Origin of the sequence: Shewanella hafniensis (assembly GCF_019655335.1) — a bacterium.
Taxonomy (GTDB): Bacteria; Pseudomonadota; Gammaproteobacteria; order Enterobacterales; family Shewanellaceae; genus Shewanella; species Shewanella hafniensis.
In genome coordinates this window covers 1-11,512 of record NZ_BPFD01000108.1, presented here as the reverse complement: position 1 = coordinate 11,512, position 11,512 = coordinate 1, and the positions used below count along the sequence as shown (strand labels likewise).

Annotated in this window: 10 protein-coding genes; 6 read left to right on the top strand and 4 right to left on the bottom strand. The window is 45.3% G+C overall.

Annotated elements, in window-relative coordinates; translation table 11 throughout:
- The first annotated feature begins 153 nt into the window (after nucleotides 1-153).
- Both K5Q99_RS20195 and K5Q99_RS20190 read left to right on the top strand, forming a co-directional pair.
- Entirely contained in the window at nucleotides 154-540 is a 387-nt protein-coding gene (locus tag K5Q99_RS20195; RefSeq protein ID WP_220777938.1) for a carboxymuconolactone decarboxylase family protein, read from the top strand.
- A gap of 292 nt (nucleotides 541-832) precedes the next feature.
- Complete coding sequence (locus K5Q99_RS20190; protein WP_220777937.1) at nucleotides 833-1,924, top strand: hypothetical protein; 1,092 nt, start codon at nucleotides 833-835, stop codon at nucleotides 1,922-1,924.
- Nucleotides 1,925-2,018: 94 nt separating this feature from the next.
- On the opposite strand, the gene mtnC is transcribed toward K5Q99_RS20190, so the two are convergent.
- Nucleotides 2,019-2,699 (bottom strand): acireductone synthase, encoded by a 681-nt coding sequence (gene mtnC, locus K5Q99_RS20185; RefSeq protein ID WP_106648629.1) that lies wholly within the window; start codon nucleotides 2,697-2,699, stop codon nucleotides 2,019-2,021.
- 209 nt (nucleotides 2,700-2,908) lie between these two features.
- Between mtnC and K5Q99_RS20180 the strand changes: the two genes are divergently transcribed.
- Nucleotides 2,909-3,046, top strand: coding sequence for a hypothetical protein (locus K5Q99_RS20180; RefSeq protein ID WP_220777936.1), 138 nt, complete (start codon nucleotides 2,909-2,911; stop codon nucleotides 3,044-3,046).
- Nucleotides 3,047-3,256: 210 nt separating this feature from the next.
- Nucleotides 3,257-3,685 (top strand): hypothetical protein, encoded by a 429-nt coding sequence (locus K5Q99_RS20175; RefSeq protein WP_220777935.1) that lies wholly within the window; start codon nucleotides 3,257-3,259, stop codon nucleotides 3,683-3,685.
- A gap of 105 nt (nucleotides 3,686-3,790) precedes the next feature.
- Here K5Q99_RS20175 and K5Q99_RS20170 read toward each other — a convergent pair whose 3' ends face one another.
- On the bottom strand, nucleotides 3,791-5,989 hold the full coding sequence (locus K5Q99_RS20170; RefSeq protein ID WP_220777934.1) for a TonB-dependent receptor domain-containing protein: 2,199 nt from the start codon (nucleotides 5,987-5,989) through the stop codon (nucleotides 3,791-3,793).
- Nucleotides 5,990-6,343: 354 nt separating this feature from the next.
- Here K5Q99_RS20170 and K5Q99_RS20165 point away from each other — a divergent pair, with 354 nt between their 5' ends.
- Both K5Q99_RS20165 and K5Q99_RS20160 read left to right on the top strand, forming a co-directional pair.
- Nucleotides 6,344-7,357: a DUF3137 domain-containing protein gene (locus K5Q99_RS20165; RefSeq protein WP_220777933.1), complete on the top strand. Its 1,014-nt coding sequence runs from the start codon at nucleotides 6,344-6,346 to the stop codon at nucleotides 7,355-7,357.
- A gap of 121 nt (nucleotides 7,358-7,478) precedes the next feature.
- Nucleotides 7,479-8,210 (top strand): hypothetical protein, encoded by a 732-nt coding sequence (locus K5Q99_RS20160; RefSeq protein WP_220777932.1) that lies wholly within the window; start codon nucleotides 7,479-7,481, stop codon nucleotides 8,208-8,210.
- A gap of 71 nt (nucleotides 8,211-8,281) precedes the next feature.
- Here the strand turns inward: K5Q99_RS20160 and K5Q99_RS20155 are convergent, their stop codons facing one another.
- Complete coding sequence (locus K5Q99_RS20155; protein WP_246604548.1) at nucleotides 8,282-10,174, bottom strand: DUF885 domain-containing protein; 1,893 nt, start codon at nucleotides 10,172-10,174, stop codon at nucleotides 8,282-8,284.
- A 553-nt stretch (nucleotides 10,175-10,727) separates the two neighbouring features.
- Nucleotides 10,728-11,512 (bottom strand): IS110-like element ISSod14 family transposase (locus K5Q99_RS20150; protein WP_220777930.1); only part of this gene is annotated, 785 nt, incomplete at its 5' end.

Here is an 11,512-nt window from a genome sequence, read left to right as displayed (position 1 = left end):
GCGTTTAAATCCTAATATATTATTTTTTATCTGTCGCTGTTGTCTTTCTGCTTCAATCATTTAATTGCCTATGTTATTTATCAATCAGCCGTTGACTTAGAGTTAACTCTAAGGCGTAAGCTGACTTCTGTGGTCGAATCCAAAGGAGTCAAAATGAGTAATCAAAGGTATGTGCAGGGCTTAGCTAAGCTGACAGAAATCGACGGCGAGGCGGGCGAGAAAGTGATCAGTAGTCTGGCAAATATTTGCCCCGACTTGGGCAAGTACATTATCGAATATCCTTTTGGGGATATTTATCAACGTGAAGGACTCGATCTTAAAACACGGGAGTTAGTCACAGTCGCCGCGCTCACTGCATTAGGGCATTGCCAGCCGCAGCTTAACGTCCATGTCAACGGCGCGTTGAATGTCGGTTGTACGCCGCAGGAAATCGTCGAAGTGATACTGCAAATGTCGGTTTATGCTGGCTTCCCCGCAGCACTGAATGGCATGTTTGTCGCGAAAGCTGTCTTTGCCGAGCGGGAGTTAAGTGTCGTTTGAGTCTATTCTAAGTTAGGTTCATAACACTTTATGGGTTGTTCTTAAGGTCGCTTTGATTTACTCATAGCTATTACTTCTAAATCCCTTTAAACGATATGTCTGCTCCGCGTCATCGACATAGAATCTCGTGGGAGATTCATTTCGCCGTAAGGGAGGGCTCGGCAAATTTTGCTAGTGAATTGCCAAAGTTACTCGCTACACTGGCATAGGTGACGCGAGTATCGCCATAGATTTTGCAGCTTAGATCGACAACTTATGTTCGTCTTAATCGTAAACGGAATTTAAAATTATAATGAATTTAGTTCATTACACTGAATCTGCTTGTCAGTACTTACGGCAAGTCATCAAGCCTTTACTTAGCAAGCTCCTGCTAGAATTGAGCAAGTTGTGGCACTACCTAAGCCAAGGGTTTGCTAAGTTATCCTTTGCGCAAAAGCTGTATCTTATTGCCTTGATATTGGCCTTTAGTTCCGATTTGATGGGTGTGGTCGCAGTGATTGCTGTCATCGCCATGGCCATCGAGTTTTGGCCAGTGTCCGAGCGGGTCTGGCACAGTCTAGCGGGCAAGGCCGTGTTGTTGCTGTTTTACGCCATTATTGCCAATTTTGCCTTAGGTTGGTCAGGCGCTATAGTGAACGAAGTGGTTGGGGTGTCGGCAAGTCATCTGGATTACACCCATAACTTAGCGATTCTACTCTATATGCCCGCTTGGTTTTTAATGGTGAGTGCGATTGTGCTACTGGCATTGCAGTTGATTATTCCCATCTATTTAGTATTGATTTTTTTGCTTAAACCTTTAGGTGTCAAATCGTTACGGCTTACCTCGCATACTTCATTTCGTAAAACGACCTTTATGATCCGTATCGTGCTAGCGACTGTGGTTTTGTATCACTTGAGCCTGTTAATTGATCTAGAGACTCGCATTGAAACCTCGTTTCGCAACTTTATTACCTCTCCCCAAGAAGCCGCTAAGCATGCACCTCGCGAGCCTAAATCGGGACAGTTGCCGGATGCGACCGATGTGCTGACGGTACCTATTGTAGAGCTAACTCAGACAGCTCTTGACTCTGAAAGCGATAAATCGAGCAAGGCTGACAATAGTCATGATGACAGCGAGCAAGAAGAGGAAGAACGCAAAAGGGCCTACGCCTCGGTGCGAACTCAATATCAGTACTTAGTCCGGCAATGGCTGGCGACGTTCGCGTTTACACTTGAAGCCAATAGCCGTTCGCGTTGTAAAAAGCCCGCCGAGTCGAATGTGATCGAGTTAAATGACTATGAGATTTTGCAGATAACGCCGGATAAGAAAGCGGATTATGGTTATCGTTTTGAGGTGAAAAAGTGTATCTCGGCCGCGTTTCCTTTGACGGAAAAGGGCAAATAAGCTGCCCCATAAAAAAGCGACCATAAGGTCGCTTTCATTTTGGCTAAATCAGCTTGGCGGAGTGAGTCGACTATCGTGTTATTCAACAATCACGTTATTCAATCAGTAGCTCATCGAAGCTGCTGATGGTGCGGAACTCACCCGTGCGTTGTTTGCTATCGCGTACCATTTGGCAGGTCATCATGCCTGCAGCGTCGGCAGCCTTTAATTCTTCAATCACATCAGACACAAACAGCACTTGCTTAGGGCTTAAGCTGATAGTGTTGAGGATATTGCAGTAAGCCTGTTTATCTAATTTGTTGCCGGTTCGGGTATCAAAATGACCGTTAAACATCTCGGTTAAATCACCGCCGTCACTGTGGCTGAACAACAGTTTTTGCGCATCGACCGAACCCGATGAAAAGCTATAAATACGTAGATTTTGCGCGCTAAAGCGTTTCACTGCTTCAATAAAGTCAGGGAAGATATGGCCCTTAAATTCGCCATGGCCGTAGCCTTGCTTCCAAATCAAGCCTTGCAGGGTTTTGAGCGGTGTTGCTTTACGATCTTCGCTGACCCACTGCTGCAAAATTTCAGTCACGCGTGCTAAGTCCGCATCTGGCTCTAGGGCGATATCTTTAGTGTCACAAATACAGTTTTCAACCAATACATTGTGTTGGTTCTGTTCTAAAAAGTCTGGCAAGGCTTTGACAGAATAGGGGAATAGTACATCTTGGATAAAGTTTAGGTCTGTCGTGGTGCCTGCTGTGTCTACGACTATGGCTCTGATACCCATAATGTTTTGATACTCCACAATATGTTGGCTAAAAAATGCAACTCCGATCCTAAGCGTTATTGGTGAAATTGGCTAGTCTATTTCGCGAGTCTTACCACCGCCATCACAACCAAAATGGGAATGGCTAATATTGGGTATGTGTTTGGCGAAAGGGTTAGGCCGAGAGATCGGATTTACTTTCAAGAACAGCATTCGAGGCCAGCCATGCATTGGCAAGTGTCTATGCGAGCCAAGGTCAGCGAACTGAAGCGATTAAGTATGAAAAGCAAGCGCTTGAGTTAACGGACCATCCATTCTTCCAAGACAAATACCGTAAACAGTTAGCTGAATATCAGGCGGATAAATAAGTGAATTAACATTTGGCGCTTGCGTTTTACCTGTTTGCTCACCGTATATCGCGCACGGGTTTGTGCTAGCCATAAGACTATGGTCTTAATAGCTAAGGGAAATTTTGGCTGTTATTGTAGTTACAGTCCTTTTTCTATCCTGTGGTTTCTATGCAGTGGTTTTTCGGGAGATGAGACTGCGTATTTTCAGCTGCGAATAGAGAGAGATAAATGAAATATTTACCCGCATTTGGTTTTGGTATCTTATTAGCTTTATTGAGTTTTATCAGTTTCTCATTAGTTGCTAGCGCGGGTTATATGCTAGATATGTTAAGTGCTGTACCCAAGATTACGCCGAACAGTGTGGAGTACCTGTTGTTAGGGGCTCACGATGCGAGTTTGCTGATATTGCTAGCAGGTTTAGTGCTTTACGCTTACCACAGGATTTTTCCTAAACTTCCCTTCGATTGGTTCACCGCTGTGTTTATCCAAATGCCACTGGGCTTGGCTGTGTTAGCGTTAGATGGTTTTAGCTTAAACCTATTATCATTCAAAGGTTTTGCGCTGACGCTGACCACCTTAGCCGCTTCCTTTGGGGTGTTAATCATCTTCTGGTTACTACAGCGTAGAGCTAAGCGTTTCGAGTCGAGGTTGAGCTAAAAAATTGAAAAGACTAAAAATATAAGGCCATTAAAGTTGTTTTCAATGGCCTTGATTTTGTGAATTTACAATTTAGTCAGAAGATAGTGTTCGTTGATGCATTTTCTAGAATTGATAACTGAGTGCCAGTTTGTAGTTACGTCCAGGTAAGGTTTTTTCCTCATCATCAGGCCAAACTGAGTAATTCTCATCCATAAGATTCTCAATACCTCCCCTGAGTTCTAGGCTCGCTAACCAAGGCGCTTGATAAGTTAGGTATACACTGTGAAGTTGATAGCCTTCTGCATCCATCTCTCTTTTGAGTTGTGCTTCGGGAAGACGGGTCATATCCATAGCAAAACTCGATGTCCATGACAGTCTCAGTTGTGATATCAGCTGCCAGCTAATCCCTAGATTGATTTTATCTTGGGGGGCGCGGTTGTAGGGCTGGCGAATATCTTCAATGGTACCTAGGTAGAAGTTGGGCATGCCCTCGACATCCATCTTCACTTTGCTGTAATTAGCAAACATATCAATATTATTATATTGATAGGTTAATTCTGCCTCGATACCGCTTGAATAGAGCATGCCAATATTTTTACTGGAATAATCTCTGTGTGTGGCTTCTGTTGGGGAAGCTGGTACTTTTTGGCCATCGACAATTTTGTACATATAAGGTGCCGTGTCGATATAATTTTCGACTTGGGTATCAAACCAGTTTAGTTTGAATAAGAGCCGATCGGCATAAGCAAGTTCGTTGAATACTAAGCCAAATCCAACTTCATAGTTACGGCTATTTTCGGCCTCTAAGTCTGGTTGCGGTTCGCTGTAGCATTGTTTGCTTGGTCTATGACAAATCCATTCATCTTTCTTGTATAGCTCCCTTAAATTTGGCCCACGAAAGCTTTCATTATAGCGACCATAGAGGCGTAACCAGTCTGTCGGTCGAATGGTCAAGCCTGCATTAGCTGACCATGCATTATCCCTATTCTCACCAAATTGTGGGTAGTTATCGGATTCATTCTGATAGGAGTCAAAGCGAAATCCTGCTTCTGTGCTCAGCCAAGTGCTGTAATCAGATTCATGTCTTAGGCCAAAAGCGAAGGTTTCTCCTTGGCTTTTCCCATAGTAAGTGCCATTGGTATTCGTGAGTCGATTAAATTCTTCGTCTTGAAATTGGCTGTAATCGAGATTGGTAAAAAGAGTAACTTCACCACGCCAATGGTTAACTTCATGACTTATGCCATTACTCAAGTTAAGGCCGAAGCTCTTATCCTCGAAAGTATCTTTTTTATCGAATGGATATTCAGTTGGGTTGAGTATGATCTTGCCTTGCTGTTCGCGAACTCTTTGGTAGTCTTGATAATAGACTTGTGCTTGCAGATTGACCCAAGGGGAGTGGCTATCGAGGTGATAGGCCAATGACTGGCTTAAACGCTTACCCGTTTCACTTTCGTTTAAGGGTTGATCAATCCAATTAGTGTTATTACCAAAGGGGAGTTCTGCTATTTTGGAATTAGTGTAAAAGGTATCCGAGTCGAAACGGCCTATTGGAGTTTCCAAATTGAGTTTTAAGCGCAGGTCATCATTTTTGCCATCATTTTTTAATATTTCAGTTTGACCTCTAAGTGAGTCTTCATCATCCCTTGGATTAACTTCGACATCGCCAAAGGTACGTCTATTGGCATGCAATGCGATACCTAAATCTTCAGTCGCATAGTAAGCGGTAATTCCACCGCGCCGCATGGAGTCGACATCACCCATACCAGCTCTTACTAACACGCCTGCCCCCGCGTTTCCAGCGGTATAATCCCACGCATTTTTAGTGACAACTTTAATTTGTCCCCCTATAGCACCGCTTCCCGCTGATATGCCGTCGGCTCCACGAGTGACTTCTACTGCTTTAACGACACTGGGGTCTAAATCGAGCGGGCTAATATAACCATTAGTATTGCTTCCATCGCTATACTGTTTGTAATTTACCCCGTCAACTTGGAGGTTAATCCTTTCATTTCCAAAACCGCGAATACTGATATCCCCCATAAGAGGCCTATCGTTATTATTTACACTGATACTTGGGGTTTGCATTAATACATCGGTCAGCTCGGACGCTTGGGTATCTTCGATATATTTATCAGTAATAACAGTAATAGACCTAGGGATTTCAAGTGCTTTTTGTTTTAAATCGAGTTTAGTTCCAATAACTTGTATGACCTCTAGTTTAGTGGCTTCTTCTGTCTTCTTATGGATATCTTCTGCAACTGCGTGGAAGGATAAAAAGGGAAGTAAAGCATAATAGAGAAGAGAATATGGATGAGCTTTCATACAACTAAGTCCTTTTATAGAGAGGCTTTAAAAATCGCAGAGATTTTAAGCTTGTAATGCACAAATGCAAACGATTCTCATTTAATTTACATTATTCAAACAAAGTAAATGTGTTTTGTATGGATGGTTTTATATTTTATAAGATGAGGGATTGCCGAGTTGAAAATGGACGCTGGATTTTAGGGGTGAAATGCCTGTGACGCTCAGAACTGAATTAGAGATTTAATGTGATTGGTATTACTTATTGTTTATTACTAGTAACTGTTTTACAACAGGCTGCTTAACTGTTTTTCGGTCACTAAATTATGTAAAATCATTGGCCTAAATGGATTTGAATCGTAAGAGTAGGAGCCAATGAGTTCGATTGAATTTGATATTCCCGAAGATCACCGTATTGCTTTTCAGAAGTATTACAAACAAAAAGTCGCCCCTAAATGCGCACCGTTTGAAGCTAAACGTGAAGGCGTGAACCAAAGGCGGCGTGAAAATGCCAAGTTCACTACCCCAATCTACTACATAGGTATCACTATTATTTTGGGCGCCTTCGCCGGGCTGCTCGGGGTCCAGTTTATGCTGGTGCCTATGGATTATTTTGTGCCTTTGATGATTGTCGCGTTTCTGCCCGCTCCCGTGATAGCGTTAGCGGTCATTGCCTCGGGTAAGGAAAGCAATGAGCTCTATAATGCCGCCTTTGAAAAACTCTATCCCATTAGCCTTAAGTATTTTGGCGATGACTTTGCGCTAACGAGAGAGCCTAAGGTCGATTTCTCTCTCTTCCTTGAGTTGGGGCTGCTGCCTAAAACCGATAAGCAGTATGCGCAAAATTGCCTTAAGGGAACCTATAACAAGGTGCCGTTCCAGTTTTATGAGGTCGATGCTTACAACACTAAGTCGAACAATAATGGCTCGGTTCAGCGGGAGATCATCTTCAATGGTGTGCTACTGGTTTGCAATATTCCTAAGCGATTCAATAGTACTACGCTGTTAGTCACAGATAAGGGCAGTTTAAAAAATCGCCTTGAGGGTTTTAAGACTAAGTTGTCGCGCGTTAAGCTTGAGGACGTAAGGTTCGAGCGACGCTTTGAGGTTTATAGCAGCGACCAAGTCGAGGCGCGCTACTTACTCAATCCCTTGATGATGGAGAATCTGTTGGCTTTGAGCCGCGAGTTAAATGCCGAGGTTGAAGCCTGTTTTTATCAAAAACAGTTGCTGATTAAGATCCCGACAAAACACCACTTCTTTATTAATCAACTCGATTTAGATCGCCCCATCGATTTTAAGCGTAATATCGAGCAAATGTTTACCGAGTTAGGTTACACCTTCTCGATCATCGACACTTTAAAACTTGATAAACATACCGGACTATAAGCGCCCCAATTGCAGCTACACCCAGTGGCTGCTTTCTGCTAATCCCTAAAACATGACTTTTGGCACTTATGGGTGACTCCCACGCTCGTTAATATCAAGCTTCAAACTTTGATGGAGCAAGATGATGAACACGATTTTCACCCTGTCGCAATTTGTGCATATTACCGCCGGCGCACTGGCATTAGTGCTATTTTGGATGCCTGCCATACTGAAAAAGGGCAGCGCGAACCATAGTCGTTTTGGCCGTTATTATGTCTATGCCATGTATACAGTGGCAGCGACTGGCGTGGCGATGGCAACGACGGGCCTCATTGATCCGCTCGCCGTGATTAAACAGCCTGCGGCCAACGCCGATGCTTTAGCAGCGCAGATTGCGGATCGTAAAAATGCTTGGATATTTCTCATCTATATCAGCTTATTAACCTTAGTGACCGTTAGGCATGGCGTGTTGGTTCTGCGTTATAAGACGCAGCGTCAGTCACTAAAGTCGCCGCTGCATTTGTCGTTAATACTGAGCTTAACGCTACTTGGCCCTGTGATGGCGCTATGGGGATACCAAGAAAAGCTGATCCTTGCGGTGATTTTCGGCCTGTTAGGCACAACAGTTGGGGCGGGATTCCTACGCTATAGTTTTAAGGCGACCCTGACCAAATTTGAATGGTGGATTGAGCATTTAGGCGCCATGATTGGTTCGGGTATCGCCTGCTACACCGCCTTTTTCGCCTTTGGTGGCAGCCGTTTGTTTATCGACCATGGCAATTTGCGCCTGCTGTCGTGGACACTGCCAGGTGTTGTCGGTTTTGTGGTGATCCGCTATTTAAGCGGCAAGTATCAGCGTCGTTTTGCGGATTAACCAGAAACGTAAAAGCATAGGGGCCGCCTAAGCTGCCCCGATTTGAGATGATGTGAGCGGTTTTACCCGAACTAAACCTTGGTCTCGGCGGCAACATTGGCCGCCTTAGCGGATTCGAGCCACAGATCCATCTTTTGCTCCAATAAATCTAAGGGCAAGGCGCCATTTTCGAGCAACCTGTCGTGGAAGATTTTAATATCAAACTTATCGCCCAAGGCTTTTTTGGCCTTAGTGCGCAATTCGATAATTTTCAGCTCGCCCAGCTTGTAACCTAAGGCTTGTCCCGGCCAAACCACATAGCGCTCGATTTCGCCCGTGGCTTCAGAGAGGTGTATTCCCTCAGTCGCCACTGCATAATCAATGGCTTGCTCACGGCTCCAATCCTTGGCATGCATACCCGTGTCGACCACTAAGCGCACCGCGCGGTGTAACTCAGACTGCAAGCGGCCAAGGTCGTTAATCGGATTATCCTGATACATGCCCATCTCGGCGGCTAAGCGCTCGGCATACAGTGCCCAACCTTCTCCCGCGGCATTAGAGTAAAAAATGGTACTCAGCAGCGGCAAGGTATCCGACAGACCTATGAGCGTCTGTAGATGATGGCCGGGATTGGTCTCGTGGTAGGTTAAGGTTTGCAGCGAATAGGAGGGCAGCGCCGCCATATCGTACAGACTTATCCAGAAGGTGCCCCTACGCGAACCATCCTGTGAAGGCGCATCGTAAAATGCGCCGCTGGTCGCGGCGGCGCGGCTGTTTGGCACGGCTTCAACCGCGACGTCTTGATTCGGTAACAGCCCAAACCATAACGGCAATTTGGTATTCACTTTGGCGAGATAGCCGTGAATGTCCGTCATTAATTGCTGTTTACCCTCGGCGGTGTTGGGATAGATGTATTTAGGATTCTTGAGCAATCGCTGCATACGCTCGCCAACTGTGCCTTTGCGGTAACCCACTTGTTTGAGTAACACATCCATCTCGGCGGTAATGCGCGCAACTTCGTCTAATCCTAGTTGGTGGATCTCATCTGGGGTCATCTCCGAATTGGCGAGGTGTTTAATCATCGCCTTATAGAGTTTTGCGCCTTGAGGTTGGTGGCCGAGTCCCGCCACATGGGTGGCCTTGAGGCGCACGGCTTGCAGTGCGGAAATCAACTGGCGCGTCGCAGGGTAATATTTAGTCTCCACCAGTTCGGCGGCAGAGTTCACCAACGCCTCACTTTCTGGTACTTGGGCGGCGGTTAATTTGGCTTTAAAACTGCTGACTAAGGGATGCTCATTAGCATGGTGCACTAACTGTTGCTGCAACACGGCTATGGTCTTATCGATAATAAAGTCGGGTGGGATCACGCCCATTTGCACATCTTGATCCAGCTTATCGATAACTGTGCCCATGGCGGCTGGGTACATGGTTAAGCGGTTGAGATAGGCCTTAGCTTGTTCTGGGGTGGTGACCGCAAACTTATCTTCCATATACCCCGGAAATTCAACATGCAATCCAGATAAGTGGTTGACAACATATGGTAAAAACCAAACACCGTATTCACCGAGCATAGTGCCATAGGCCACGGTTTCGGCAGGTAACAGGGCACTAGCGATTTCGGATTTTATCGAGCCTAAACTCACTTGCTCCGAGGCGCTAAGCTGGCTGGCATCGATACCATTGAGTTCAGCTAATATGGCCTTAAGTGCTTTACGGCGATGATTTTCCCCAGATGGGCTGTAATCGGTCAGCTTAGATAGCACATCTTTACCCGCTTCATCCTCGGCCACGCCATAATAGGTGGCGATTTCGGGTCTTAGGGCAAAATAACGTTGGGTGATTGGCGCGAGTTGCTGCTTAAGGCTCAGTACCTGAACGGTTTCGGCCTTGGCCTGCTCGGTGGTTTGATTGGTCTGCGTTGTGTTTGGATCGCTACAACCTGTTGCTAACATGGCCAGCATTAACGCATTTATTATTCTTTTCATCGGGTTACTCATACAAAGACATTGAGGCAAATCCGTTATTGAACCTATACCTCAAGTGTTAATCCGTGATTAGTGTGATCAAGCTCAAATTTGAACGGTTATCCTAGCAGTTTATTGCAACCAAACCGCAAAAATTTTTGTTGCTAGTTTTATTGATACTTTGGAGTGAGGAGAGAGGATTCGTTGTCCGGGAACTAATGGAATCCTTGTGGAACACTATCATGGGCATATATGGTCACCTCGGGTTTAGCAAGGCCAATGTCCTACTTTATTCAAATTAATTTGTGCTAATCGATAATTCACCTTTCACAACGGGGTATCGGTCGTTAATGGTTGGCGGTCTTGCGACATATATCCGGCGTCTGTTGCGCCCTAATGAGATCCAAATTGACGTCTTACCCTCCTTGGCAGCCACATGGCCTCAAAGGCCACTGTCCCAGTCAGGTTTTGGGTAAGACAAACCGTTTAACTCATTAATACCATTACCGCTGTTGTGCTTTGATGGACATTTATCCATTTACATTTTGAGTCTATTTACGCAAAAAACACTGCATTACGCCGCCACTTTACACGCCTTATTCATATCAAATACTTGTCCGCGGCTCATCACCACAAACACCATCCGCGCCATCTTATTTGCTAAGGCAACCGTCACTTTGCAGACGTGTTGGCGCTGTTTAAGTCGTTGTAACCACAGGCTAAGTGAGTCGTCTTTCTTATCGCACCAGTTAACCACGGTTCTTGCACCATGGATAAGTAACCGCCGAAGCGTTTGATTTCCGCGCTTGGTTATCTTGCCGAGCCGATTGGTCGTGCCACTGCTGTATTGTGAAGGGGTTAGCCCTAGCCATGCCGCCAATTGCCGGCCATTTTTAAAATCATTCACTTCATTAATGCTGGCTAATAATGTGGATGCGACGATAGGGCCGACACCGGGGATAGTTAGCAATAATGGATACTGTGGCATGGCTTGGGCAAGGGCTAATATGTCCTGTGCAACCTGGTCGATTTGCTCATTTAAATACAACTGAAACTCATAGAGTCGTTGAATAAACCCTCTGGCAACCGTGGATAATTCGTTGTCAGCATCTTCAACAATGAGCGGAATGGCTAACATCAACTGGCGGCGAGTCTTTGCGACAATCAGGCCGTATTCCGCAAGGAAACCACGCAGTTGATTGCAGTTAGCCGTGCGATTCTCCACCAAGCGTTCACGAATGCGCAGCAAAGATTGAATATCCTGCTGCTCGACCGTTTTTGGACGAAGTAGACTCACTTTAGGGCGGCCAGCTGTTTCTCCGATAGCAACCGCATCATTGGCGTCATTTTTATTACCAA

Bases quoted from the DNA above. Each gene is read 5' to 3' on its own strand.
- K5Q99_RS20195 (WP_220777938.1), top strand. From the start codon at position 154: ATGAGTAATCAAAGGTATGTGCAGGGCTTAGCTAAGCTGACAGAAATC.
- K5Q99_RS20190 (WP_220777937.1), top strand. From the start codon at position 833: ATGAATTTAGTTCATTACACTGAATCTGCTTGTCAGTACTTACGGCAA.
- mtnC (WP_106648629.1), bottom strand. From the start codon at position 2,699: ATGGGTATCAGAGCCATAGTCGTAGACACAGCAGGCACCACGACAGAC.
- K5Q99_RS20175 (WP_220777935.1), top strand. From the start codon at position 3,257: ATGAAATATTTACCCGCATTTGGTTTTGGTATCTTATTAGCTTTATTG.
- K5Q99_RS20170 (WP_220777934.1), bottom strand. From the start codon at position 5,989: ATGAAAGCTCATCCATATTCTCTTCTCTATTATGCTTTACTTCCCTTT.
- K5Q99_RS20165 (WP_220777933.1), top strand. From the start codon at position 6,344: ATGAGTTCGATTGAATTTGATATTCCCGAAGATCACCGTATTGCTTTT.
- K5Q99_RS20160 (WP_220777932.1), top strand. From the start codon at position 7,479: ATGATGAACACGATTTTCACCCTGTCGCAATTTGTGCATATTACCGCC.
- K5Q99_RS20155 (WP_246604548.1), bottom strand. From the start codon at position 10,174: ATGAAAAGAATAATAAATGCGTTAATGCTGGCCATGTTAGCAACAGGT.